This is a genomic window from Nocardia otitidiscaviarum (assembly GCF_007362295.1).
In the GTDB taxonomy this organism is placed as follows: Bacteria; Actinomycetota; Actinomycetes; order Mycobacteriales; family Mycobacteriaceae; genus Nocardia; species Nocardia otitidiscaviarum.
This window is the reverse complement of sequence record NZ_CP041695.1, coordinates 451539-476227: the sequence shown is the minus strand read 5'-3', so window position 1 is coordinate 476227 and position 24689 is coordinate 451539. Positions and strand designations below refer to the sequence as shown.

At 68.7% G+C, this 24689-nt stretch carries 21 protein-coding genes and 1 tRNA gene; 14 read left to right on the top strand and 8 right to left on the bottom strand.

Annotated elements, in window-relative coordinates; translation table 11 throughout:
- Positions 1-23: 23 nt before the first annotated feature.
- From FOH10_RS01925 to FOH10_RS01905, 5 genes are all read left to right on the top strand, one after another.
- A complete protein-coding gene (locus FOH10_RS01925; protein ID WP_029931274.1) occupies positions 24-986 on the top strand; it encodes an ornithine cyclodeaminase in 963 nt (320 codons plus the stop codon).
- Positions 987-1044: 58 nt separating this feature from the next.
- The gene (locus FOH10_RS01920; RefSeq protein ID WP_244961518.1) at positions 1045-2463 is read left to right on the top strand and encodes a type III PLP-dependent enzyme domain-containing protein; all 1419 of its coding nucleotides are present in this window, start codon (positions 1045-1047) and stop codon (positions 2461-2463) included.
- A 126-nt stretch (positions 2464-2589) separates the two neighbouring features.
- Positions 2590-3741 carry a PLP-dependent cysteine synthase family protein gene (locus tag FOH10_RS01915; RefSeq protein WP_143979387.1) on the top strand — a complete coding sequence of 384 codons (1152 nt, stop codon included), beginning with the start codon at positions 2590-2592 and terminating at the stop codon, positions 3739-3741.
- Complete coding sequence (locus FOH10_RS01910; protein WP_143979386.1) at positions 3738-5135, top strand: MATE family efflux transporter; 1398 nt, start codon at positions 3738-3740, stop codon at positions 5133-5135. Before FOH10_RS01915 ends, FOH10_RS01910 begins: the two co-directional genes overlap by 4 nt.
- Positions 5136-5270: 135 nt before the next feature.
- Positions 5271-6224: a phosphodiesterase gene (locus tag FOH10_RS01905; protein WP_186000683.1), complete on the top strand. Its 954-nt coding sequence runs from the start codon at positions 5271-5273 to the stop codon at positions 6222-6224.
- 7 nt (positions 6225-6231) lie between these two features.
- Here FOH10_RS01905 and FOH10_RS01900 read toward each other — a convergent pair whose 3' ends face one another.
- Positions 6232-7686 (bottom strand): stealth family protein, encoded by a 1455-nt coding sequence (locus FOH10_RS01900; RefSeq protein ID WP_143979384.1) that lies wholly within the window; start codon positions 7684-7686, stop codon positions 6232-6234.
- Positions 7687-8197: 511 nt separating this feature from the next.
- Between FOH10_RS01900 and FOH10_RS01895 the strand changes: the two genes are divergently transcribed.
- From FOH10_RS01895 to FOH10_RS01885, 3 genes are all read left to right on the top strand, one after another.
- Entirely contained in the window at positions 8198-8674 is a 477-nt protein-coding gene (locus FOH10_RS01895; protein WP_186000682.1) for a pyridoxamine 5'-phosphate oxidase family protein, read from the top strand.
- A gap of 132 nt (positions 8675-8806) precedes the next feature.
- Positions 8807-9382 carry a TerD family protein gene (locus FOH10_RS01890; RefSeq protein ID WP_039817089.1) on the top strand — a complete coding sequence of 192 codons (576 nt, stop codon included), beginning with the start codon at positions 8807-8809 and terminating at the stop codon, positions 9380-9382.
- Positions 9382-9678, top strand: a complete 297-nt coding sequence (locus FOH10_RS01885; RefSeq protein WP_143983801.1) for an MTH1187 family thiamine-binding protein — start codon at positions 9382-9384, stop codon at positions 9676-9678. Before FOH10_RS01890 ends, FOH10_RS01885 begins: the two co-directional genes overlap by 1 nt.
- A 66-nt stretch (positions 9679-9744) precedes the next feature.
- Here the strand turns inward: FOH10_RS01885 and FOH10_RS01880 are convergent, their stop codons facing one another.
- The 6 genes from FOH10_RS01880 to FOH10_RS01855 all read right to left on the bottom strand — a co-directional run bounded on the left by FOH10_RS01880 (position 9745) and on the right by FOH10_RS01855 (position 18118).
- Entirely contained in the window at positions 9745-10566 is an 822-nt protein-coding gene (locus tag FOH10_RS01880; protein ID WP_143979383.1) for a DUF5602 domain-containing protein, read from the bottom strand.
- Positions 10567-10673: 107 nt separating this feature from the next.
- Positions 10674-11369, bottom strand: a complete 696-nt coding sequence (locus FOH10_RS01875; protein ID WP_143979382.1) for a sensor domain-containing protein — start codon at positions 11367-11369, stop codon at positions 10674-10676.
- Positions 11370-11851: 482 nt separating this feature from the next.
- Entirely contained in the window at positions 11852-12583 is a 732-nt protein-coding gene (locus FOH10_RS01870) for a nucleoside triphosphate pyrophosphohydrolase (RefSeq protein WP_425326125.1), read from the bottom strand.
- Positions 12580-16197, bottom strand: a complete 3618-nt coding sequence (mfd, locus tag FOH10_RS01865) for a transcription-repair coupling factor (protein ID WP_143979381.1) — start codon at positions 16195-16197, stop codon at positions 12580-12582. Before mfd ends, FOH10_RS01870 begins: the two co-directional genes overlap by 4 nt.
- 442 nt (positions 16198-16639) lie before the next feature.
- Positions 16640-17287, bottom strand: coding sequence for a TetR/AcrR family transcriptional regulator (locus FOH10_RS01860; RefSeq protein WP_029931261.1), 648 nt, complete (start codon positions 17285-17287; stop codon positions 16640-16642).
- 216 nt (positions 17288-17503) lie between these two features.
- Positions 17504-18118 carry a TetR/AcrR family transcriptional regulator gene (locus FOH10_RS01855; RefSeq protein WP_029931260.1) on the bottom strand — a complete coding sequence of 205 codons (615 nt, stop codon included), beginning with the start codon at positions 18116-18118 and terminating at the stop codon, positions 17504-17506.
- Positions 18119-18482: 364 nt separating this feature from the next.
- Between FOH10_RS01855 and FOH10_RS01850 the strand changes: the two genes are divergently transcribed.
- The 6 genes from FOH10_RS01850 to FOH10_RS01825 all read left to right on the top strand — a co-directional run bounded on the left by FOH10_RS01850 (position 18483) and on the right by FOH10_RS01825 (position 23112).
- Positions 18483-18553 (top strand) — tRNA-Gln (locus FOH10_RS01850).
- A gap of 76 nt (positions 18554-18629) precedes the next feature.
- A complete protein-coding gene (glmU, locus tag FOH10_RS01845) occupies positions 18630-20111 on the top strand; it encodes a bifunctional UDP-N-acetylglucosamine diphosphorylase/glucosamine-1-phosphate N-acetyltransferase GlmU (RefSeq protein WP_143979380.1) in 1482 nt (493 codons plus the stop codon).
- A 32-nt stretch (positions 20112-20143) separates the two neighbouring features.
- Positions 20144-21088, top strand: a complete 945-nt coding sequence (locus FOH10_RS01840) for a ribose-phosphate diphosphokinase (RefSeq protein WP_228807301.1) — start codon at positions 20144-20146, stop codon at positions 21086-21088.
- A 140-nt stretch (positions 21089-21228) separates the two neighbouring features.
- Entirely contained in the window at positions 21229-21537 is a 309-nt protein-coding gene (locus FOH10_RS01835) for a hypothetical protein (RefSeq protein ID WP_029931257.1), read from the top strand.
- Positions 21538-21616: 79 nt separating this feature from the next.
- Positions 21617-22471, top strand: a complete 855-nt coding sequence (locus FOH10_RS34645) for a hypothetical protein (protein ID WP_186000955.1) — start codon at positions 21617-21619, stop codon at positions 22469-22471.
- Positions 22472-22476: 5 nt separating this feature from the next.
- Entirely contained in the window at positions 22477-23112 is a 636-nt protein-coding gene (locus FOH10_RS01825) for a DUF2461 domain-containing protein (RefSeq protein WP_143979379.1), read from the top strand.
- A gap of 518 nt (positions 23113-23630) precedes the next feature.
- On the opposite strand, the gene egtD is transcribed toward FOH10_RS01825, so the two are convergent.
- Positions 23631-24602 carry an L-histidine N(alpha)-methyltransferase gene (gene egtD / locus FOH10_RS01820; RefSeq protein WP_143979378.1) on the bottom strand — a complete coding sequence of 324 codons (972 nt, stop codon included), beginning with the start codon at positions 24600-24602 and terminating at the stop codon, positions 23631-23633.
- Between the last annotated feature and the right edge of the window lie 87 nt (positions 24603-24689).

Sequence of the window (24689 nt, the reverse complement as noted above, 5' to 3'; positions counted from 1 at the left end):
ATACCCGATCCACCCCGCTGCGAGTGCTCAGCCGCAGCGATCTGGCCGATGTCCCGATCAGCCCGGGCGAGGTGGTGCGCGCCGTCGAAGACGCGTACCTCGCCTTCGCGGAGGGGAATTCGGATAACCCGCGCAAGCTCAGCGTGGCGCATCCGGACGGCTGGTCGGTGGCCTACGCCATGCTCGGCCGCGACGGTCGCCGCCGCGTGGTCGCCATGAAGACGTCCTACAAGTTCGATCCGCACCACGATCGCAGCACCAAGCGGTACTACACCACCATCACGCTCTACGACGACGCCACCGGGCTGCCCATCGCCATGATGGACTGCGCCCGGGTCGGCGCGCTGCGCACACCCGCGGTCTCGGCGCTGCTGGTGCGCGAGACCGTCCGGCCGGGTGCGCGCAGCGTGTTGCTGATCGGCACCGGCACCCAGGGCCGCAACGCCCTGCCGCACCTGCTGGCCGCCAACCCACAGCTCGACCGGCTCATGCTCTACGGCACCCATCCCGAGGGACTCGAGGCCGTCCAGCGCGAGCTGCTGCGCCACCAGCCGCGCGCGGAACTGGAGATCGTCTCCGACCCGCGGGCGGCCGCCCGGGACGCCGACGTCGTGCTGGCCACCGCCGGGCCGGGCACCAAGGTCGCGGTGGAGGCCGATGATCTCGCGCCCGGCGCGGTGGCGGTGCTGGTCGGTTACGGGCTGGCCCCCTCCACGCTCGGCCGGGCCGATCGCGTGATCGCCACCAATGCCGAGCAGATGGCCCTGACCGGCACCGATATGGCCGATGCCGACGGCCGACTACGTCCGGTCGACGCGGAGCTACCCCAGATCCTCAGCCGCCGCGCGACCGGACGACTATCCGACGACCAACGCATCTTCGTCTACAACAGCGGTCTCGTGCTCACCGATATCGCGGTGGCGCACGCACTGGCGACGCTCGCGATCGCCGAGGGGCGCGGCACGGAGGTGCCGCTGTGGGACTGACCGGGTGCGACAGCGAAAGGGGAGAACGCTGACGGACTTCACGAAAACCCTGACCGCGGTGGCGGATACCAACGGTGCCGGTACCGGTACCACCGATACCGACTCGCACACCGCCAACTCGCACACCACCGACCTCGATGGCATTACTCGCGATGGCATCACCGCCGCACCGCTGCCCGCCCACCGCGACGGTTGGGAGCGGAAGCTGCTGACCCACCCGAACCTGTTGCGCGAGATGGCGACCGAGATCGGCGGTCCCTTCCACGTCATGTACCCGGCCCGCGTCGGGCACAATATCCGCGCCTTCCGCCAGGCGTTCGCCACCGCCGGTGTGGTGGGCACGATCTACTACGGCAAGAAGGCCAACAAGGCCGACTGCGTGGTCGCCGAGTGCGCGGCGCACGGTGCGGGCGTGGATGTTTCGAGCACCGCCGAACTGCACGCCGCCGTGGCCGGAGGAGTCGACGGCGGGGACCTCATGGTCACCGGACCGGCCAAATCCGATGAGCTGCTGCGGCTGGCGGTGCGTGCGCGTGCCGTCATCGCCATCGACGCGCTCTCCGAACTCGATCGCCTGACCGCGCTCGGCGGTCCGGCGCGGGTGCTGTTGCGCGCGCTGCCCCCGGGATCCGACAGCCGCTTCGGCCTGCGCGGCGATCAACTCGACCTCGCCGTGGCGCAGATCGACCCGCAGACGATTCGGCTGGAGGGCTTCAGTTTCCATCTCAGCGGCTACGACTACCGGCCCCGCGCGGAACTGGCGGCGGCACTGCTCGACCGCTGCCGGGAGGCACGGGGCTGGGGGCACCCGATTACGACCATCTCGATCGGCGGCGGCTTCGGTGTCGACTACGTTGCCGAGGCGGCGTGGACGGCGTTCCGGACCCGGCTGAGTCCGCACTGGTTCCACGGCGATTGGGAACCGAAAGACCTCTACCCCTACCACTTCCCGCAGCCCGGACCGCACATGCTGACCCGGGTGCTGGAACACGACGGCCTGGCGCAGCGGCTGCGCCGCGAGGGCATCGGACTGGCGATCGAGCCCGGTCGCGCGCTGCTGGATCGCGCCGGGAGTACGGTTTTCGGCGTGCAGGGCGTGAAAGACCTAGTCGCCCACGGGCATTCGTACCTGATGCTGACCGCGAACGGCACCAGCCTCAGCCTGTCCGAGCAGTGGTTCGGCAGCGAATTCCTGCCCGATCCGGTGCTGTGGCCGCCGGAGCCGGGCACGGTGACGCCGACGGCGGTGGGCGGCGCGTCCTGCCTCGAGGACGACATGATCAGCAGGCGGCGCATTCCGCTGCCGCGCGCCGCCCGCACCGGCGATCTGCTGGTCTACCCCAATACCGCCGGTTATCAAATGGACTCCAATGAGTCCGCCTTCCACGATCTCGCCATTCCACCGAAGGTCGTTCTCCGGGACATTCCGGGCGATTCCTACGAATGGTCGGTGGAATCCCGAATTACCGAACGGTAGCTGAAACTCGGGCCGCGGTGGTGCTGACAACTCCACCACCAACGCTTAGGCTTACCTAGCGTTTCAGTCCGTTCGGCCGCGCTCGAATCCATCCATGCCCTACCCGATGCTGAGGAGAATCCCGCGATGTCGGTTGTCACCCGTGTGACAGACCTGATCGGACACACCCCGCTGTTCGAACTGGCCGCCACTGACACCGGCACCAGGCTGTATCTGAAACTGGAGAATCTCAATCCCACCGGCGCGGCGAAGATTCGCATGGCCCGCGCCATGGTGGACGATGCCGAACACCGCGGCCTGCTCTCCCCCGGCGGCCACATCATAGAGTCGACCTCCGGAAATACCGGACTCGGCCTGGCGGTTGTAGCGGCTGAGCGTGGGTATCGCTTTACCGCGGTGGTCGACCACCACGCCTGTAGGGACAAGTTGCGCGCGATGAAAGCCATGGGTGCCGAACTGGTGTTCGTAGCGGAGGAAGGCGATGACAGCCTTTCCACCTCGGCGCGTGAGGAACTCGCCGAGAAAATGGCGCGCGAGGAATGCGAGGCCGCGCTCGGCGCCGGAAGAGCGCCGAATGCGTACTTCACCGAACAGCACAACAACGACGCCAATGCCCTCGGTTACTACGCGCTGGCCGACGAGTTGCTCGATGAACTCGGGCGGGTGGATGTGTTGATTTCCGCCGTCGGCACCGGAGGCTCCATGTTCGGCACCGCGCGCCGCCTGCGCGAGCGCGGAATCGAACCGCTGCTCTACGGGGTGGAGCCAGTCGGCTCCATCGCCTTCGGCGGACCGGCCGGCCCCTACTGGCAGTCCGGCACCGGCACCCCGGAGGGAGCCGATCCGGGCAAGATCGTCGCCGAGGACCTGGGCCTGCTGAAGGAGGGCGTCAAGGTCTCCGATGTGGAGGCGTTCGCCACCGCGCGGGTCCTGGCCGCCAAGCTCGGTCTCATGATCGGCGGCTCCGCGGGCGGTTCGGTCTTCGCGGCCCTGCGGCGACTCGACGACTTCCCGGCCGGATCGACCGTGGTCACCATCGTCTGCGACGGCGGTGAGAAATACCTCGACACCGTGTTCGACGACGAGTGGATGAACGACCGCGACCTCCTGGACGCCGAGACCGAACGCGCCGTCGCCGCACTGCTCGACCGGCTCCCGTCCGCGGCCCGCCGCGACGCCGCGTCGGCGGCCGAGGCGGCGCGCACCCCGCGCGCGACCCACACCATCCTGCTGCCCGCCGACCAGCGCGCGCCGGTGTCCGGAGTCGCGGCCAAATGAACTCCGCCACCAGGCAATCCGACGGACGACGGCTCACCGCGCTGGCGACGCCGATCGCACTGACCCAACTGGCCCAGGTGGCGGTGTCCACCACCAATATCGCGCTCATGGGCACACTCGGGGTGCGGCAGGTGGCGGCGGGCGGACTGGCGCTGGTGCTGTTCAACCAGATCCGCACCATGTGCGTCGGGCTGATCACCGGCACCGGCAATCAGGTCGCCATCGCGGTGAGCCGTGCCGACAAACGCGGCGTGAGCGCGGAGCGCGAGGTGCGCGAGGTGGTGCGGTCGAGCTTCCTCATCGCCACCCTGGCCGGCATCCTTGGCGGCGCGCTGCTGATCGGGCTCGGTTGGAGCCTGCAATGGCTGGGCCAGGACGCCTCGGTGCTGGAGGCGGCGCGGCCCATGATGGTGGCGCTGGCCCCGGGTCTGCTGCCCTGCCTGTGGTTCCAGGTGCTGCGGCAGTACACCGTCGGCATGCAGCGACCCCAGGCGCTGCTGCTGGTGACGCTCGGCTCGGTGGCGCTCAATCTCGTTCTCGCCCTGGGCCTCATGTACGGCTGGCTCGGCCTGCCCGCGCTCGGGCTGACCGGTATCGGCGTGGCCACCTCACTGGTCTTCCTCATCACCTTCGGCGTGTTCTGGGCCATGGTGCGCCGCGACCCGAAACTCGGTCCGACGCTGCCGATTCGGATGTGGCCCGTGCGCATGCGGACGGTGCGCGACGAGTTGAAGCTGGGCACGCCCATCGCGCTCACCTACGGCTCCGAGGCGGGCATGTTCTCGGTGCTGGCCCTGGTCATGGGCACGCTGGGGGCGGCCGCACTGGCCGCGCACAATGTCGTCTACCAGATCGTCTACATCGTCTTCCAGGTCGCCATCGGCCTCTCGCACGGCTCGTCCATCCTGGTGAGCACGGCGGTGGCGCGCGACGAGTACCCGCACGCGCGCTCGGTGGCGTGGCTGGCACTGCGCTACGCGGCGGTTGTCGCCGCGGTCACCGGCGTGGCCTACGTCCTCGCCCCGGACTGGGTGCTGAAACCCTTCCTCGGCGACGCCAACGGCGAAACCATCGCGCTCGCGCACACCCTGCTGTTGATCGCCATCGTGCTCCAGTTCTTCGACGCGGCCCAGAACATCGGCGTGGGGCTGCTGCGCGGCCTGAAGGACACCAAGGCGGGGTTCCGACTGTCGCTGATCGGCTACTGGGCTGTGGGATTGCCCACGGCGCTGCTGCTCGCCTACCCGCTGCACCTGGAGGCGGCGGGCGTCTGGTGGGGTCTGGCCGCCGGACTCGCCACCACCGCTGTGCTGATGCTGCGCCGCTACTTCGCGCTGCTGGACGCGCGTGAGCAGGAGCATCCCCGGGTGCTGGCCAATAGCCTCGGTGGTTGAAGCCGACACGTAAATCTCACCTTTCCGCAAGCATGCCGTCACTGGGCACGGGCAGGCTGGAAGAAACGGCTTCGCTATCCTGGCCGACGGAATCGGCAAGCAAGGGCGAAGACGAAACCGCCGGGGAGGATGTCCGTGTACATCACCAGAGTCGCCGAGTACCCGAGACCAGATCACGTGCTGTTCCATTTCAGCGATACGCACCTGATCGCCGCCGACACCGCGCTCTACGGCACGGTGGACGCCGAGCGACGCCTATCCCAACTGCTGGCGCAGGCCGAGGCCAGCGGCATCACCCCGACCGCCATCGTGTTCACCGGCGACCTCACCGACCACGGTGAGCCGGGGGCGTACACCAAACTGCGCAACCTGGTGGAGCCCTTCGCCGAGCGGGTCGGCGCGCCGCTGGTGTGGGTGGCGGGCAATCACGACGACCGCACCGCACTGCGCGAGAACCTGTTGGACGAGCCGGGTTCCACCGCGCCGTACGACCGGGTGCACATGTTCGACGGGTTGCGCGTCGTGGTGCTGGACACCACGGTGCCCGGCCACCACTACGGCGAGATCACCCCGGCCCAGCTGGAATGGCTGCGCACCGCGCTCTCCGAACCCGCGCCGTTCGGGACCGTGCTGGCCATGCACCATCCGCCGGTACCGTGCGTGATCGACCTGGCCGTGACGGTGGAGCTGCGCGATCAGCGCCGCCTCGCCGACGTCCTGGACGGCACCGACGTGCGCGCCATCCTGGCCGGGCACCTGCACTTCTCCACCAGCGCCACCTTCGCCGGGATTCCGGTGTCGGTGGCGTCGGCGACCTGCTACAGCCAGGACCTGGCGGTGGCCCAGGGCGGCATCCGCGGGCGCGACGGCGCGCAGGCATTCAACTATGTGCACATCTACCCGGACACCGTGGTGCACTCGGTGGTGCCGATCGGGTCGGGGCCGACGGTCGGGGAACCGGCCACCCCGGAGCAGGCGGCGCGCAAGCTCGCGGACGCGGGCATCGTCATCCCGCCGGCCGCCGGGATTCCGCACGTCGTGCAGCGACCGGCCACCACGCCCGAGAACGACGGCGAATCGGTCAGCTGAAAGCGGTTCAGGCGGCGCCTGATTCGAACAGCGCTCCGCCCACCGTCGCCGGCTTCTCCCACGGAGCGGGCTCCGGGTAGTAGGTCTCCAGGAATTCCGAGACCGCCCGCACCCGCTCCGCCTCCGGCACCTCCGGGAAACTGCCGTCGTTGAGGCAGAAGAAGTCCACATTGCGCCGTGCGGCCAGCCCGTCCAGCAGCGCGAGCCCGGTGTAGAGGGTGGTGTCGACGTAGCGCACCTTGGCGCGCTCCTGCGGCACCGCCCGGCCGGTGAACAGGGCGTAGTAGTGGTAGAGCGAGTTGGTCACCGAGATATCCGTGGCGGCCCGGAACCGGCTGGTGCGGGTGCGGGCGAAATCCGCCGCGAACTCCCGCTCCATCTCGTGGAGTACGCTGCGCCGCAAGGGAACCGGCGTGTGCTCCAGATGCCGGGTGATGACATGGCCGAACCGCTGCCGCAGCAGTGCCCGGTTCACCCGCGCGGCGTTCTCGAATCCGCTGCGGCGCTCGTTGTTCGAGCCCGGCCCGATCCGGGTGTCCGCCTCGATGAAGCGGCTCACCCCGGCCGGGGTGAAGAACATGGACGGGCGCACCGGGCGAGCGAAGAACATATCGTCGTTGGAGTACAGGAAGTGCTCGCTCAGACCCTCGATGTGCTGCAACTGGCATTCCACCGCATGGGAATTGAAGATCGGCAGCCCGCTGCGGTCCGAGAAGTGGTCCACGGCACGGACAATGGTGACCTTCGGGTCCTCGGCGAGCCACTCCGGCACCGCGGAGTCGGTGGCGATGAAGATGCGCCGGATCCACGGCGCGTTCTTGTGCACCGCGCGCAGCGCGTAACGCAGCTCGTCGATCTGGCGGATGCGCGCATCGGCCTCATCCCCCTCACCGACCACGACCTGCGCCATCATGCCCGCGCGCCGCGCCCGGAACTCCGGATCGGAACCGTCCACCCAGGAGAACACGATGTCGATGTCGAAACCCACGTCCGTGGCGTTGGGCGCGAACATGCCGGCGAGCGTCGGCCAGCTCAGCTCGTAGAGCAGCACCGTGGACTGTTCCACGTCGGCCAGATCGAAGACGGTGCGGGTCAAGGCGTTCGGCCGCGGGCACTCCACGGTGTCGCCGTGATACTCCCACAGTTCGAGTTCCACATGATGCGCCGGATCCAGGTCACGACCAAGCCGGAACACATTGCGCTGCCGCTCATTGCACGAGAAGCCAGCCACCATCGCCGCACCCAGCACCCGGCGCAGCGCCGCTCGGTGCACGGCGTCCACCGCCAGCACCAAGCGGTGATCGCAGTCCCGCACCAGCAGGAACGGCAGCTCCGCCGCCATCAGCTCCGCCCGCAGATATCGCAGATCATCCACCACCGCCGTCGACACCGCCAGATTCGCGGCGGTCGACCGCGCCACCATCTCCACCGTCTCCGGCTGCCCCGCACCCATATCCACCATCACCGTTCTCCGCTCTGTCGCGCTTATCACCTCACGTCTGGACACATGCGGCCGACGCGACCCGCCCGTGGTCGGGGCGAGTCGCGAAATCCGCTGGGCGCATTCAGAAGAACGGAGCGGTGAGTATGGTGCGCGGATACAGCCGCTGCCGATGCGGGTGGAATCCCATGTCGCACTCACCTCACTCACTCATGCGACGCGCCCGACGCGCGCCTGTTGGATGCTGCTGCGTTCGTCGACGCCGGATGCGGCGGACGATCTTCACCGGGCGGTCATCGGCCGGTTACTCGCGCGACCTCGATTGGACGAGGAACTGTTACGAATGATGAACCTCCGAAGTCGGTTCGTCAATCGAATCGGTGCCGAGGTCCGGAAGGGTTTTCACATCCGTAACCGGCGGCAGGTGAGCAGTTCGTGATCATCGGACGCCAGCCGGGCAGCGTCACAACGCCTTACACTGCAAGTAGCGCAGTCCAGCCCGCTGCGTCGACACGATCGTGAGGTGACGAAGATGGTTACGCGTGCCCAGCAGCGTCAGGAGCCCTCGACAGACCATCCGCGGTTGGACGCACTGCCGGAGTGGCCGGTCGACACCATCGCGGTGCTCGTGACCACCGACGGCGGCCCGCACGCCATCCCGGTCTCGTGGCCGGTCCGCGCGGGCGACCACCGCATTCTGCTGAGCCTGAAATTCGATCGCGGCTCGCTGGCCCGGCTGCGCGAGCGCCCCGAGGTGGCGCTGCTGATTCTCGGCGGCGGCGATGTGGCACTGTGCGCGCGCGGCAACGCGCGGGTGGTCGCCGATCCCATGCCCACCGCACGCGACTATGTGGCGGTGGCCATCGAGGTGGAGGCCATCGACGACCACCGGCAGTCGGCGTTCACGGTCGCGGCCGGTATCCAGCGCACCGTGCTCGATCCCGGCGAGCTGCGCTATCTGGAAGAACGCGTGGCGGCGCTGCGCGAACTCGCCGCCGGACTCGACTGACCGCGCGCGGCGACGGGGCTGATCACCGGCGGTCCGAGCCGCCATTCCAGAAATGAACTGGCACAACAGGTCACCATTTCGACCATAATCGGGTGGGGATGCGGTACGAAGGGCACCGCGGGGAAGGAGATCATGAGCGTCAGCCTGGCCAAGGGCGGAAATGTTTCGCTGTCCAAGCAGGCCCCCAATCTGACCAAGGTGCAGGTCGGCCTCGGCTGGGACGTGCGCACCACCACCGGTGCGGACTACGACCTGGACGCGAGCGCGCTGGCCTGCGGATCGAATATGCGGGTGCTGTCGGACGCGCATTTCATCTTCTACAACAACCTGCGCTCGCCGGAGGGGACCATCGAGCACACCGGTGACAATCTCACCGGTGAGGGCGACGGCGACGACGAGGTGATCAATGTCGACCTGGCCGCCATGCCGCCGACGATCACCAACGTCTTCTTCCCGGTGTCCATTCACGACGCCGAGGCGCGGCGGCAGTCCTTCGGGCAGATCCGCAATGCCTACATCCGGGTGGTGGATGCGGCGACCGGTTCGGAGCTGGCCCGCTTCGACCTGACCGAGGACGCCTCCACCGAGACCGCCATGGTGTTCGGTGAGCTGTACCGGCACGGGGCGGAGTGGAAGTTCCGGGCCATCGGCCAGGGATACGCGTCCGGCCTCGCGGGTATCGCCCGCGATTATGGCGTGAACGTGTGATGCTGGTCGCCTTCTCGGTGACACCGCTCGGAGTCGGCGCGGACGTGGGACGCGCCGTCGCCGAGGCGGTTCGGGTGGTGCGCGCCAGCGGCCTGCCCAATGAGACCAATGCCATGTTCACCACCGTCGAGGGGGAATGGGACGAGGTGATGGCGGTGGTCAAGCAGGCCACCGATGCCGTGCTGGCGGTCGCGCCGCGATGCAGCCTGGTGGTCAAGGCCGATGTGCGGCCGGGGGTGACGGGGGCCATGACGGCGAAGGTCGAAACGGTGGAGCGCTACCTCGCCGAGGAGTGACCGGCGTGGGGTGCGGGAGGTATCCGGTCAGCGGCCGACCTCGGTGCCGATGCGCCGGGCCGGTCGTCAGGACGCGGTGCGCTCGGTGAGGCCGGTCAGGACGATCGAGTACTCCCGGCTGGCGGCGTCGTAGCGCACGGCGTAGCCGGTGGCGTAGTGGCCCGATTTCCGCACCGCCTCAGGCTGTTTCAGCTCCGCGGCGAAATCGGGCTCGGTCAGCAGCCAGTCCCGGGTGACCATGGGCTCGGCGAACAGGTATTCGCCGTCCCAGGTGCCCGCGAGCACGGCCTGGGTGAACTCGTAGGTCTGCGGGTGGAACGGCGTCGTCGAATCCACCCAGCGCAGGCCCGCGCCGGGCACCGTCTCGGTGGCCGGGTCGCCCGCCGGAACATAGTCGCGCGGCAGGTATTCGGCCGCCGGGAAGCGGGCCGCCTTGGTGGCGAACTCCGCGTCCGCGGGGTCGATCGCCGCCACGGCCGCCGGCTCACGCAGATAGAACCGCACATCGAAATGCGGTTCGTCGAAGATGCCGACCGGCGGATGGCCGTGCGCCAACCAGTCGACGGCGATGTGGTCGTAGGCGGTCGCCCGGGCCTGCGAAGGCAGTTCGTACACTTCGGCTTTCGGGAAGGGCGCGCGGCCCGCCAGCGCGTCGCCGTACGCGTCGTGGTCCGGCAGGCCGTCCAAGGCCGCTGCGGTGAAACGCAATCCGAGCTCGATCGGATCGCCGTCGGATCCGACGACCACATAGGTCCGCGCCGTGCCGTCGCCGAGGGAGCGCTCCGGACCGTAGAAGGTGCCGCCCGCGGCGTCGCCGTCCCCGGAGCACCCCGGGAGCCCCAGAATTCCCAGCAGTACGACAGCCATGGCGAATCGTCGCGAACGCATGGCGTTCAGGGTACGGAGGGCGGGCGCTCGGACACAGCCCCGGCGATCCCCTATTTCCTGCCCCCGAACAGGGCGAATCACACAAATCGCGCAGCGGGGAACAATACTCAGCGGCGACCGACCTCCGTCGCGATGCGGTCCGCGATCACCTGTGCCGCACGGGCATTGCCGACCGAACAGGTACTGGCCTCGATCACGGTATTGCCCGTGGCGCGCGCGAGGTTGTCGCAGATCCAGTCATTGCCCTGCTCGGTGGTGGTCCAGCCGACCGCGGCCTGCCCCTCGGGGACGGAGCGGGTGGTGTCGGCGACCCGCCAGGTCAGCGAATCCTGCCCAGAGGCCGCGACGGTGACGTTTCGATCCCGGCAGTCGGCAATGACCGCGCGGTACCGGTCGACGAGCGCCTCCGCACCGAGGAAGTTCCGGAACGTCACCACGGTCTGATAGACGAAATGCGTGTACCGGTCCCCCGGCTGCCGGAACACCCTGGTGCGCAAGGCCGTCCAGTCACCGCCGTACACGCTGTCGTGCCCGGTGTACACCAGTGCCGCGCACCGCGCGGGGCTGATGGTCTCACTGGGCGTGGCGGTACTCGCCGCCTCGTACGACTGCGTCAGCCCGCTGGTGTCCACGATCGACTCGATCTCCGAGATCGACAGCAGCACCTCCCCCACCTGCTCCGCCCCCAGCCGCGGCAGGCTCGCCACCGCCGGATCGGGCTCGGCCCTACCCCCCACCACCTGTCCGCACCCGGTCACCAAGAACAGCACGGCTACCGCCGCCGCAATCCCACGGCCCCGCATGCCGCCTCCCTAGAACCGACATCCCGAACCTTCGGGGTTGCCCGCTACCGTTCCCACGAAACCTACCGCGCCACCCCGTCCACCGGAACCGGCGAATGCTCACCGGTGCACGTACTCCCGCCGGAAATCTCCGTCCTCCGGGAAGACGACCCCGAATCGTTCCCGCCCGGGACACGCGCATCCGCGACACCGTGCCACGACGGTAGACGACTCGAACTGGACCAACCACAGAGCAGGGCAATGACTGGATCTGCGACAACCTCGCGCGCGCCACGGGCACGCTGGCGCGAATGTTCACCGACGGCACCGGCGGCGGGCGCACGCCCGGGAGATCGGCTGGCTCGGTGGCGGCGCTGCGGCGGGATACCGTGCCGGCCCGGCCCCAAGGCACACGCACATCCGCGGCATCCGAGCCGCGGTGGCTCGCACCGGCGTCGATCACGCCGATGCGACTCGGTGACCTCAGCGGTGGCCGGGGCGGGTCAGGCTTGGGGCCAGAAGCGGAGCCAGTCGTCCGCGGTGAGTGGGGAGCGCGTGCCGCGTGCCGCTTCAGCGCGGTCCTCGGCGGTGCGGATGGCGGTGACGAAGGTGAGAGTGGACTTGCGGAGGCGTTCCTCGGCGCTGTCGCCCCGGTCGAGGGTGATGGTGCGGAGGTCGTCGGGGACGAGGTGGTCCGGCAGGCCCGCTGTGCGGCTGCGGGAGAGCACCTTCTCGGCCAGGGCCAGGGCGGGCTGGGCCATGGCTATGCCGTCCAGGCAGGAGCGGCGGGACTTCTCGGTGGATTTGCGTTCCTCCCAGGCGCGTTCCTGGGCGGCGATCTTCTGTTCCAGGGTGGCGTCGGGGCCGATCGAGTCGTCGAGTAGATGCGGGCTGCGGTGGGTGAGCTTGTCCACCAGGGTGGCGGCCACGTCGGCCACGGTGAACTCGCCTGCGGCTTCGGCGATTCGGGAGTGGAAAAGGACCTGGAGCAACAGGTCGCCCAGTTCCTCCCGAATGGTCGGCGCGTCGGCCTGCTGAATGGCGTCGAGCAGTTCGTAGGTCTCCTCGAGCAGATACGGGCGCAGCGAGTCGTGGGTCTGGGTCACCTCCCAGCCGCCGAAGTTCCACAGCCGGTCCATGACATCGACCGCCTCGGCCAGCGCTTCGGTCATGCGGGCGGTATCGGCCGCCTGCCCGGTGCCGGATACCGTGCGCCCGTTCGCATCCCCGCTCATCGGGCCGCGCTCACCTCGGTCTCCACGGTGAGATCGACCGCGCCCTGGGCCTTTCCGTCCAGGGCCAGCAGCAGATCGGCCACCCACTGGAGCAGCTGCACATCGCGAATGCGGTGCGCGCCGACACTGTCCTCCACGCGCGGCAACGGCAGCTGAACGATGCCGGTGGCGGCGCGGTAGCTGGTATTGGGGTAGATGCGCTTGAGCCGCAACTGTTTCGAGTCCGGCAGTTGCAGCGGCGCGATCTTCAACGTGGTGCCCGTGACGCCGATCTCGGTGACGCCGTACTCGCGGGCCAGCAGCTTCAGCTTGGCCACCGAGACCAGGCGGCCCACCTCCACCGGCAGCGGTCCATAGCGGTCCACCAACTCCTCGACCACGGCCGCGATGGCCGAATCATCCTGCGCGGCGGCCAGTTTGCGGTACGCCTCCAGGCGCAGCCGGTCGGAGCCGATGTAGTCGGGCGGGATGTGCGCGTCCACGGGCAGGTCGATGCGCACCTCCTTGACCTCCTCGTCCACGGTGATGGGCCGACCGTCGGCGGCGGCGCGGTACGCCTCCACCGCCTCGCCCACCAACCGCACGTACAGGTCGAAGCCGACCCCGGCCACATGTCCGGACTGTTCCGCGCCGAGCACATTGCCCGCACCGCGAATCTCCAGATCCTTCATGGCGACCGCCATACCCGCGCCCAGATCCGAATTCTGCGAGATGGTGGCCAGCCGGTCGTAGGCGGTCTCGGTGAGCGGCTTCTCCGGCGGATACAGGAAGTAGGCGTAGCCGCGCTCGCGGCTGCGTCCCACCCGGCCGCGCAGCTGGTGCAGCTGCGACAGGCCGAGGGTGTCGGCGCGCTCCACGATCAGCGTATTGGCATTGGAGATGTCCAACCCCGTCTCGATGATGGTGGTGGACACCAGCACGTCGTACTCGCGCTCCCAGAAGCCCTGCACGGTCTTCTCCAGCACGTCCTCGTTCATCTGGCCGTGCGCCACCACCACCCGCGCCTCGGGCACCAGATCGCGAATCCGCTTGGCCGCCTTGTCGATCGAGGACACCCGGTTGTGCACGTAGAACACCTGGCCGTCGCGTAGCAGCTCGCGGCGAATGGCCGCGGCCACCTGCTTGTCGTTGTACGCGCCGACATAGGTGAGGATCGGATGCCGTTCCTCGGGCGGGGTGAGGATGGTGGACATCTCGCGGATTCCGGCCAGCGACATCTCCAGGGTGCGCGGAATCGGCGTGGCGGACATGGTGAGCACGTCCACGTGCGTGCGCAGCGCCTTGATGTGCTCCTTGTGCTCGACGCCGAACCGCTGTTCCTCGTCGATGACGACCAGGCCCAGATCCTTCCATCGGACGCCGGTCTGGAGCAGCCGGTGGGTGCCGACGACGATATCCACGTCACCGGCGGCCATCCCCTCCATGATCTCGCGCGATTCGGCGGCGTCGGTGAAGCGCGAGAGGCCCTTCACCGTCACCGGGAAGCCCGCGGTGCGCTCGACGAAGGTCTGCAGATGCTGCTGCGCCAGCAGCGTGGTGGGCACCAGCACCGCCACCTGCTTGCCGTCCTGCACCGCCTTGAAGGCGGCGCGCACCGCGATCTCGGTCTTGCCGTAGCCGACGTCACCGCAGACCACGCGGTCCATCGGCACCGACTTCTCCATATCCGCCTTGACCTCGGCGATGGCGGTGAGCTGGTCGGCGGTCTCGGTGAAGGCGAAGGCGTCCTCCATCTCCTGCTGCCACGGCGTGTCCGGGCCGAAGGCGTGACCGGGCGCGGCCTGGCGCGCCGCGTACAGCTGCACCAGTTCGGTGGCGATCTCGCGCACCGCCTTGCGCGCCTTGCGCTTGGTGTTCGCCCAGTCGGAGCCGCCGAGTTTGGACAGCGACGGCATCTCGCCGCCGACATAGCGGGAGAGCTGGTCGAGGGCGTCCATGGGGACGAACAGCCGGTCGCCGGGCTGGCCGCGCTTGGACGGCGCGTACTCGATCACCAGGTATTCGCGCCGGGCACCGCCGACGGTGCGTTCGATCATCTCCACGAAGCGGCCGATGCCGTGCTGATCGTGCACGACCATGTCCCCGGCCCGCAGCGCCAACGGGTCGACCTGATTGCGGCGACGGGCGGCGAGCTTCTTGCCCTCCTGCGGGGCGGTGACGCGATTGCCGGTGAGGTCGGATTCCGCGACCACCACCAGCTTGGCGTCGTCGAACACGATGCCGTCGTGCAGCGAACCGCACAGCACGCCGACCAGACCGTCGACCGGCCGCGCTCCCGGCTCCAGCGCCGTAGCGGGCACCTCGGCGTCGCGCAGCCGCTCCAGCACGCGCTGCGCCGTACCGTGTCCCGCGACCACGATCACCGCGCGCCCGCCGGTGGTGACGTGGGCGCGCAGCGACGCGAAGATGGTGGCGACCAGTTCCTCGGATCCGCGGGCGGCGGGGGCGGACAGCACCGGCAGCGCGATCTCGTTCGGATCGTCGGCGGCCAGCGGGCTCAATGTCCACCAGGCCAGGCCCCGCCGCTCGGCGTCGGCGTGCACCTCGTCCAGGCCGCGGTAGGCGGAGGCGGCGAGGTCGAGACCGTGCGCGCCCAGCGGCGCGGCCCCGCCGAAGGAGGCGGCCGTCCACGACGCCTCCAGGAACTCCTGGCCGGTGCGCACCAGATCGGCCGCGCGGGTGCGGATCTTCTCCGGATCGCAGAGCAGCACCTGGGTGTGCGCCGGCAGGGCATCGGTGAGCAGCCGCAGTTCGCCCGGTTGCAGCACCGGCAGCAGCGCCTCCATCCCCTCCACGGGGATGCCCTGGGCCAGCTTGTCCAACATCTCCACCAGGGCGGCGTCGGCCGGGTTCTCGCTGGCGACCTGGGCGGCGCGCTCACGAAGGTCGTTGGTGAGCAACAGTTCCCGGCAGGGCTGGGCGATCACCACCTCGGTGGGGATATCGGGCAGCGAGCGCTGGTCGGCGACCGAGAAGGCGCGCAGCTCGCTCACCTCGTCGCCCCAGAACTCCACGCGCACAGGGTGATCGGCGGTGGGCGGGAAGAGGTCGAGAATGCCGCCGCGCACCGCGAACTCGCCGCGCTTGCCCACCATGTCGACCCGCTCGTAGGCGAATTCCACCAGCCGCGTGAGCAATTCGTCGAAGTCGTGCTGCGCGCCCAGGCGCAGAACGATGGGCTCGATATCGCCGAGCCCGCGCGCCATGGGCTGCATGAGCGAGCGCACGGTGGTCACCACCGCGCGCAGCGGTTCGCCGTAGAGCGTCTCGTCGGGGTGCGCGAGCCGGCGCAGCACCTGGAGCCGCCGCCCCACGGTGTCGGCGCTCGGGGACAGCCGCTCGTGCGGCAGCGTCTCCCACGACGGGAACTGCGCCACGGCGTCGCCCAGGATCTCCGCGAGTTCCACGGTGAGGTCGTCGGCCTCCCGCCCGGTGGCCGTCACCACCACCAGCGGTCGCTGCTCGGCAATGGTCGCCGCCACGAACGGCCGCACCGCCGACGGCGCGACCAGCATGGCCGACTCCCGCCCGATCAACCCCGCGACCTGCCGCAGCGCCGTATCGGCCGCAGCCGCCGCGGCCAGTCCGGCCAGAGGTGGACGGTTCGAGGACATGGGCAGACTCCTGGACGCGGATCAGCGATTCGGACGGCCAACCGAGTCTAGTAGTCCACGCCGACACCGCACCCCGCCGCCCCACGCGGCGAGCATGCCGAACACCGACGGAGGCGACACACCACACTCACCGGGTGCGCGCCACCCCCGCACGGCCCCCGAATCACCCTGCCCGCGCCCCATCCCAACTCCACCCACGAACGATCACCCGCCAGGATTCACCACTCCACACCGGCAACTCCCCAGAGTGTGCGGCGCGTCCCGCTGCCGGCCCCAGCAGAGCAGAGAAGCGATCACCACCCCGAACTCACAACTCCCGCCCAAACACACTCCGGGGTTTGCGGCGTGTCCCGGTTCTGGACTGAGCGAAGCGGAGGAGCGGAGGGAAGAACCGGGACCTCCAGCGCCGCAAACCCCGCCGGAGCGGAGCGGAGGCCAGAAATTACAGCACGTAGCGGCGCAGGCGGCGGGCCGCGAACTCGCGGAAGTAGGCGACCTTCTCCTCCGGGACGATGGAGGGGAGCAGGAAGTACCAGGCGCGTTCCATGCGGTTCGCCATCTGGTCGATGGAATCGGTGCTGACGGCGACGATGTGCACGCCGGTGGTCATCTCCTGCAGCAGCAGGCCGATGGTCTCGGGGTCGAGGTCCGGCTTCAGGTCGCCCTGGGCGATGGCGCGTTCGGCGAGCAAACGGTGGGTCTCGCCCCAGGTCTTGGCGATGTTGTCGCCGTTCGCGCCGCGGTAGTCGCCGATCTGGTGGGTCAGTTTGAGCATGGCGCCGACCATCGGATCGTTCATGGTCAGGTCCGCGACCACGTAGGTGATCCCGATGCACGCCTCCAGGGCGGGCACGCGCGGATCGAAGAAGCCCTGGCAGGCGCTGACGAGTCGCTCATTGCCCTGGTCGACCACCGCGCGCGCCAGTTCTTCCTTCGAGCCGAAGTGAAAGTACAAGGCGCCCTTGGTCACATTCGACTGCGCGATGATCTCCGACAGGCTCGCGTTCGCGTAGCCCAGTCGCAGAAAGACATCGGCAGCACCCGCGAGCACGGAATCGCGAGTGATCTCCGCACGCGCTTGCCTAGCCATCAGATCCGCCTGTCATCAAACCAGCCATCCTGAAGTAGACCGACATCCCGAAGTAGACCGACATCACAGCTCGAACAGCACTCGAAGGATGGGTGAACCGTACCACCCGACTGCGCGCCGCCAGCCGATTCGAGCATTCGGCCCGTCCTCCTTCGCAATTCGCTGGTTAACTGTCCAGTTCCGCCCCCGCATAACCGACATTTCACGTGACCGTGTTCATACCCCTTTGCGGGCGGGCCATTCCGACGCCAGCTTGGGGTCCGCTTCCAAATGCGTGAGACCGTTCCAGCACAGATTCACCAGGTGCGCGGCGACCACTTCCTTGGAGGGCTGCCGTTCGTCCAGCCACCAGGTGGCCGCGGTCGCCACCATGCCGACCAGCGCCTGCGCGTACAGGGTCGCGAGGCTCGTATCGAAACCTCGCTTTTCGAAATCCCCGGCGAGTATGTGCGCCACCTGATTCACCGCCTCGTTGAGCAGGCTGGAGTAGGTGCCCTCGGCGGCGGAGGCGGGCTGGTCGCGCATGAGGATGCGGAACCCGTCGGTGCGCTCCTCCATATAGGTGAGCAACGCCAGCGCCACCTGTTCCAGCCGCACCCGCGACCGGTTCTGGGTGAGGGAGGCGGTGATCATGTCGAGCAAGGTGGACATCTCACGGTCCACCACCACCGCGTACAGCCCTTCCTTACCTCCGAAATGCTCGTACACCACGGGTTTCGAGACCTGGGCCCGCTGCGCGATCTCCTCTATCGACGTCGCGTCGTAGCCCCGCTCGGCGAACAGCGCCCGCCCGATCTCGATCAACTGCTGCCGTCGCTGGGTCCCGGTCATACGCGGGCGCGACACGCGGTTCCCCTCACCCGAACCCACCGCTTCGCCTCCCTGCGATCCAACCGACTGTCCTACAACTGTTTCAGATCGTGCCGCCTCGGCGCTCATCCACCCGTGCGATTCGCTCCTTCGCGTTCGTGAAACGCAACAACTGATCTAGCATGGTTCCGGGTAACTCACCGGGAACGACCAAAACTCGGCCACGTCGTCCACCGCCGGTCCACGGCGAGGGTCGCGGAGCACCCCACGACCGGCGAACGACGCGGGGCGGCGGGGGAGAGTGGCGGGTGGCCGCGTCTTCATGCGAGGATCGTTCCCGCATGCCATGACGCACGGGCGTACCAAACGGTCCGCCGGTGTGCAATCCGCCGTAGTGTAATGGCAGCACAACTGATTTTGGTTCAGTTTGTCCAGGTTCGAGTCCTGGCGGCGGAGCAAGTCTTGCCAACGGGAAGGCCATGTGCCCACCACGACAGCCCCACTAACGATGACAGGCAGCCGAGGGAGATCCATGCCACAGCAGACCGCCGTCGTCGTTCTCGCCGCCGGAGCCGGAACCCGAATGCGGTCCAAGACCCCCAAGGTATTGCACCCACTGGGCGGCCGAAGCATGCTCGCGCACGCGCTGCATGCGGCGAACGAGATCGACCCCGCGCATCTCATCACCGTGGTCGGGCACGACCGCGAACAAGTGGGAGCGGCCGTCGGGCGGGTGAGCGCGGAACTCGGACGTGAGGTGACCCTCGCCGTGCAGGAGGAGCAGCGCGGCACCGGGCACGCGGTGCAGTGCGCGCTCACCGCCCTGCCCGCCGACTTCTCCGGCGACCTGCTGGTCACCTACGCCGATGTGCCGCTGCTGGACGGACACACCCTCAACGCCCTGCTCGACGAGCACCGCAGCTACGCCGACAGCTCCGCCGTCACCGTGCTCACCTTCGAGCCCGACGACCCGAACGGCTACGGCCGCATCGTGCGCGACGCCGACGGCCGGGTGCTCGAGATCGTGGAGCACGCCGACGCCACCCCCGAACAGGCCGCCATCACCGAGGTCAACTCGGGCGTCTACGTGTTCGACGCCGCGGTGCTGCGGGTCATGATCGGCCGCATCGACACCGCCAACGCCCGGCACGAGCTGTACCTCACCGATGTGCTGAAGCTGGCCCGCGAGGCCGGGCACGCGGTGCACGGGGCGCGGCTGCTGGACTGGGCCAAGGTCACCGGCGTCAACGACCGGGTGCAGCTGGCCGAGGCCGGGCGCACGCTCAACCGCTACATCGTGGAGCGGCACATGCGCTCCGGAGTCACCGTCATCGACCCGGCCACCACCTGGATCGACGCCGGCGTGCGCATCGGCCGCGACGCCGTGATCCGGCCGGGCGTACAGCTGTTGGGCGACACCGTGATCGGCGAGGACGCCGAGATCGGGCCGGACAGCACCCTCACCGATGTGGTGGTCGGCGACGGCGCGCGGGTGGTGCGCACCCACGGCGACGGCGCGACCATCGGGGCGGGCGCGACTATCGGTCCCTTCACCTATCTGCGGCCGGGCACCGTGGTCGGGGTCTCCGGCAAGCTCGGAGCCTTCGTCGAAACCAAGAACGCCACCATCGGCGCGCATTCCAAGGTTCCGCACCTGACCTACGTCGGAGATGCGACGATAGGCGAGCACAGCAACATCGGCGCGTCCAGCGTCTTCGTCAACTACGACGGGGTGAAGAAGCACCACACGGTGGTCGGATCCCATGTGCGCACGGGCAGCGACACCATGTTCGTGGCACCGGTGACGGTGGGTGACGGGGCGTATACCGCGGCGGGTACTGTGCTGCGTAGAAACGTCCCCCCGGGTGCGCTCGCCGTGTCCGGTGGTGCGCAGCGCAATATGGAGGGCTGGGTGCAGCGCAACCGGCCCGGCACGGAAGCCGCCCGCGCGGCCGAGGCCGCTCTCGCGGCCGCAGACACAACCAACGAGCAAAAGGATGGCGAACGTCAGTGACCGCGTTCTCTACCGATAACCAGAAGAACCTGATGCTGTTCTCGGGACGCGCTCATCCCGAGTTGGCGGAGGAGGTGGCCAAGGCACTCGATGTCCACGTCACCCCGCAGACCGCCCGGGACTTCGCCAATGGCGAGACCTTCGTCCGGTTCGAGGAATCGGTGCGCGGCTCCGACGCCTTCGTCATCCAGAGCTTCCCGGCTCCGCTGAACCAGTGGGTCATGGAGCACCTGATCATGCTGGACGCGCTCAAGCGCGGTTCGGCCAAGCGGATCACCTCGGTGCTGCCGTTCTACCCCTACGCCCGCCAGGACAAGAAGCACCGCGGCCGCGAGCCCATCTCCGCCCGCCTGATCGCGGATCTGCTCAAGACCGCGGGCGCGGACCGCATCATCACCGTCGACCTGCACACCGATCAGATCCAGGGCTTCTTCGACGGCCCGGTCGATCACATGCACGCGCAGGTGCAGCTGGTCGAGCACATTCGCAACAACTACCCGCTGGAGAACGTCACCGTCGTCTCCCCCGACGCGGGCCGCGTGAAGGTGGCCGAGAAGTGGGCCAACGCGCTGGCCGACGCGCCGATGGCGTTCATCCACAAGACCCGCGACCCGCTGGTGCCTAACCAGGTGGTGGCCAACCGCGTGGTCGGTGAGGTCGAGGGCCGCACCTGCATCCTGATCGACGACATGATCGACACCGGCGGCACCATCGCCGGCGCGGTGAACGTGCTCAAGGAGGCGGGCGCGACCGATGTGGTCATCGCCGCCACCCACGGCATCCTCTCCAGCCCGGCCGCCGAGCGGCTGGCGAAGTGCGGGGCGAAGGAGGTCGTGGTCACCAATACGCTGCCGCTGACCGAGGAGAAGAAGTTCCCGACGCTGACCGTGCTGTCGATCGCGCCGCTGCTGGCGCAGACCATCCGCGAGGTGTTCGAGAACGGTTCCGTCACCGGGCTTTTCAACGGCAACGCCTGAGGTTCGCAGGGCAGGCCCCCGGCACCGATATCGGTGCCGGGGGTTTGCCGTTTCCGGGGCGGTTTTCCGGTAGCGTTGAGCCGAAGCAGGTGATCACCTGTTTGCTGCCGGTGTGCTGTAGCACGGAGAGGTGGTGGCCCATGGCCGATGACGACGACCAGTTGATGGACGAGGTCCTCGACATGGACGATGACGACACCGACCTCGACTACGACCTCGGCGACGACGACCAGGCCGACGAGGTCCGCGAGTACGAGCGCTACATCGCCGACCCGCCGGAAGACCTGATCATCCGCAATCGCGAGAACGACGACCACGGCCGCCTCGGCATCGAGAGCGAACTCGACCAGGAGTGGACGCGCCGACGCCGACGCGAGGAAGCACGCGCCGAGGACGACCGGCCCGCCGAGGTCGCGGCCCTCGAGATCGTGGACGAGCCGGGCGACTGAACCGGCGCTCTTTCGCCGAAACCACCTGCGCTGTGATACCCATGGAAAGCGTTCACAGCACCAGTGAGGAGGGCGCGTCATGAGCACCCCACCGAACGACCCGAAGGCCGGTGACGGGCCGGGAGACGACGTGACACGGCGCATTCCGGACTCCGCGCCCGGTGTGCCACAGTACGGGCTGCCCGGGCAGGGCCCGGAAGCTCCCGGCGGTTCGGATACCGGGGAGCGTCCGTCCGACAGCGGCACCCCGTCGCTCCAGAAGGGGGCACCGCCGCCCGGAGAGAGCGCACCGTCGTCAGGAGAGAGCGCACCGCCGCCCGGAGAGAGCGCGTCGGCGTCCGGGGAGACCCAGCCGTCGTCCGGAGAGGTCCAGCCGCCGTCCGGGGAAGGCGCACCGTCGTCCTGGGAGAGCGCGCCGCCGCCCGGTCAGTACCCGCAGCCGCCGCAGTATCCCGCGGGCGGGCAGTACGGCTACCCGTCGGGTGATCCGCAGGCTCAGGGCGGGTATCCGCAGCAGCCGTACGGACAGCCCGCCGAACCGCCGTATGGGCAACAACCCTACGGTCAGCCGGGATACGGGCAGCAGCCCTATGGGCAGCAGCAGCCCGGGTACGGACAGCAGCCTTATGGCCAGCAGCCGTACGGGCAGCAGCCTTACGGTCAGCAGGGGTACCAGCCGTATCCGCAGCAGGCATACGGCACGCCGCAGCAGCCCCGCACCCAGATCTTCTCCATCATCGGATTCGTCTGCGCGGGGATCGCGCTGCTGTTCTGTCCGCCCGGATTCGGTATCGCGGGCATCATCCTGGGCTTGGTGGGCAACAGCAAGGGCGAACCGCTGGGCAAGTGGGCGGCTATCGCCTCCGGTATCTGCATGGTCCTCGGCCTCCTCATCGGGCTCGCCATCGTCGGCACCGATCTGGTGCCCAACTGATCGCGATGGAGTTCACCGGATTTCCGCTCGCCGGACTCGACTTCTACGAGGATCTCGAGGCCGACAACTCCAAGACCTTCTGGAACGCGCACAAGCGGATCTGGGAGGAGTCGGTGCGCGACCCCATGCGGGCGCTGGCGGCCGAGTTGGAACCGGACTTCGGCCCGGCCAAGATCTTCCGGCCGTACCGGGACGTGCGGTTCTCGAAGGACAAGTCACCGTACAAGAACCACCAGGGCGCGGTGGTGCACACCGCCGAATCGTGCGGATGGTACGTGCAGATCGGCGCGGGCGGACTGTTCGTGGCGGGCGGGCTGTACACGGCCTCGCCCGCCCAGCGGGCCGCCCTGCGCACCGCCATCGACGACGCGGTGCGCGGGGCGGAACTGGAACGCCTGCTCGACCAGGTGAATGCCGCCGGATACACCATCGGCGGCGACAAGCTGAAGACGAAACCCAAGGGCTTCACCGCCGACCACCCCCGCATCGACCTGCTGCGCCACCAATCCCTCGTCGCCACCCGGGATTTCGGCGCACCCGCCTGGTTGACCACCGCGAAGGCCGCCGGGCAGGTGCGCACCGCCTGGGAGGACCTGCGGCCCCTGGTGGAGTGGCTGGCAGCGGTCACTGCCCAGCGCTGACCACCGTCCACACAACGGCCACCCACCCCACCACCCTGCTCCGAATCCACCACTCCGCCACCATCAGCCGCCCCACCGCGACCCGACGAAGTCCACGCGATACGCCGCAGACCGGCAATTGTCCGCCGTAGCGCTGTCGTGGCCGCCCACCGCGTTCCCGCTACCGTCGCCCGCCGCGACCCCGCTACCGTCGCCCGCTGCGGTCTCGCCGTTCGGCACGCCGTGGGTCCGCCGCCCTTCAGCACACCGCCCGCGATCCCATCGCGCGGCACACTGCGGTAGCGCCTCTGCGCGGCAACTCGGCCCTCCTGCCTACCCGCCACACTGCGGCGTTCGCACGCGATCAGGTGGCGCACCAGACCTGGGCAGGACCGCATCGAGGCCGCGCAGGTCACCCGGTTCTCCCGCAATCAGATCGTCCAGCGGGTGCTGCTCATCGGCCTGGTGTACATGGCCTACCCATATTTCAGCGCGGTGCCGACCTTCACCCCAGTGGTCGGCGTCGCTCATCCGGGCGGTCAGCGCCGCTCGGCGAGTACGAGAGCGAAGCGGCCGTCCGGGTCGGTCCATACCCGCTCGGTGGCGAAACCTGCTGCGTCCAGTTCGGTTTCGAGTCCTTCGCGGCGGAACTTGGCGGAGATCTCGGTGCGCATCTGCTCGCCCGCGGCGAAATCGACGGTGAGGTCGAGGTCGCGGACCGTCACGGTCATGGACTCGGTGGCCTCCAGGCGCATTTCGATCCACTCGTTGTCGGTGTCCCACCGCGCTACATGGGCGAACTTCTCCGGATCGAAGTCGGCGTTCAGGCGAGAGTTCAGCACTCGCAGCACATTCCGGTTGAACTCCGCGGTGACTCCGGCGGCGTCGTCGTAGGCGGGCACCAGGACCGCCGGGTCGATGACCAGTCCCGCACCGAGCAGCAGCTGTTCCCCGGGCTCCAGCACGGCGTGGATTCCGGCCAGGAACTCGGCGCGCTCGGCGGGAACCAGATTGCCGATGGTGCCGCCGAGGAAGGCGATCATGCGCCGCCCGCCGCGCGGCAGATTGTCCAGGGTGGCGGTGAAATCGCTGACCACGCCGTGTACGGCGAGCGCGGGGAACTCGGCGGCGATCTCATCCGCCGCCGCCCGCAGCGCCGTGGCCGACACATCCTGCGGCACATATGTTTTCAGCGGACCCTCAGCGCTCAACGCACTGAGCAGCAGACGGGTCTTGGCGGCCGATCCGGCCCCCAGCTCCACCAGCACCTCGGCCTGCGCCGTGCACGCGATCTCCCCCACCACCCGCTCCAGCAGCGCCCGCTCGGTGCGCGTCGGGTAGTACTCGGGCAGTTCGGTGATGAGTTCGAACAGTTCGCTGCCGCGCGCGTCGTAGAACCATTTGGGCGGCAGCCATTTCGGTGTCGCGGTGAGCCCGGTCCGGGCGTCCGACCGCAGCGCCGCGGTCAGGTCGTCGTCGGTCAGATGAATCTCCAGCGTCGCGGCAGTCATGAGCGCGCCCTTCCCGTTTCGATAGCCAAGTCCTCCACGACCAGCCGTCCCGGCCCCGCGACGACCACCTGGCGATCGGCGATCGGC

What these genes read in the sequence shown, in the direction of transcription:
- FOH10_RS01915 (WP_143979387.1), top strand. Translation starts at nt 2,590, where the DNA reads ATGTCGGTTGTCACCCGTGTGACAGACCTGATCGGACACACCCCGCTG.
- FOH10_RS01910 (WP_143979386.1), top strand. Translation starts at nt 3,738, where the DNA reads ATGAACTCCGCCACCAGGCAATCCGACGGACGACGGCTCACCGCGCTG.
- FOH10_RS01900 (WP_143979384.1), bottom strand. Translation starts at nt 7,686, where the DNA reads ATGGTGGATATGGGTGCGGGGCAGCCGGAGACGGTGGAGATGGTGGCG.
- FOH10_RS01895 (WP_186000682.1), top strand. Translation starts at nt 8,198, where the DNA reads ATGGTTACGCGTGCCCAGCAGCGTCAGGAGCCCTCGACAGACCATCCG.
- FOH10_RS01890 (WP_039817089.1), top strand. Translation starts at nt 8,807, where the DNA reads ATGAGCGTCAGCCTGGCCAAGGGCGGAAATGTTTCGCTGTCCAAGCAG.
- FOH10_RS01885 (WP_143983801.1), top strand. Translation starts at nt 9,382, where the DNA reads ATGCTGGTCGCCTTCTCGGTGACACCGCTCGGAGTCGGCGCGGACGTG.
- FOH10_RS01880 (WP_143979383.1), bottom strand. Translation starts at nt 10,566, where the DNA reads ATGCGTTCGCGACGATTCGCCATGGCTGTCGTACTGCTGGGAATTCTG.
- FOH10_RS01875 (WP_143979382.1), bottom strand. Translation starts at nt 11,369, where the DNA reads ATGCGGGGCCGTGGGATTGCGGCGGCGGTAGCCGTGCTGTTCTTGGTG.
- FOH10_RS01870 (WP_425326125.1), bottom strand. Translation starts at nt 12,583, where the DNA reads ATGAGCGGGGATGCGAACGGGCGCACGGTATCCGGCACCGGGCAGGCG.
- mfd (WP_143979381.1), bottom strand. Translation starts at nt 16,197, where the DNA reads ATGTCCTCGAACCGTCCACCTCTGGCCGGACTGGCCGCGGCGGCTGCG.
- FOH10_RS01860 (WP_029931261.1), bottom strand. Translation starts at nt 17,287, where the DNA reads ATGGCTAGGCAAGCGCGTGCGGAGATCACTCGCGATTCCGTGCTCGCG.
- FOH10_RS01855 (WP_029931260.1), bottom strand. Translation starts at nt 18,118, where the DNA reads ATGACCGGGACCCAGCGACGGCAGCAGTTGATCGAGATCGGGCGGGCG.
- glmU (WP_143979380.1), top strand. Translation starts at nt 18,630, where the DNA reads ATGCCACAGCAGACCGCCGTCGTCGTTCTCGCCGCCGGAGCCGGAACC.
- FOH10_RS01840 (WP_228807301.1), top strand. Translation starts at nt 20,144, where the DNA reads ATGCTGTTCTCGGGACGCGCTCATCCCGAGTTGGCGGAGGAGGTGGCC.
- FOH10_RS01835 (WP_029931257.1), top strand. Translation starts at nt 21,229, where the DNA reads ATGGCCGATGACGACGACCAGTTGATGGACGAGGTCCTCGACATGGAC.
- FOH10_RS34645 (WP_186000955.1), top strand. Translation starts at nt 21,617, where the DNA reads ATGAGCACCCCACCGAACGACCCGAAGGCCGGTGACGGGCCGGGAGAC.
- FOH10_RS01825 (WP_143979379.1), top strand. Translation starts at nt 22,477, where the DNA reads ATGGAGTTCACCGGATTTCCGCTCGCCGGACTCGACTTCTACGAGGAT.
- egtD (WP_143979378.1), bottom strand. Translation starts at nt 24,602, where the DNA reads ATGACTGCCGCGACGCTGGAGATTCATCTGACCGACGACGACCTGACC.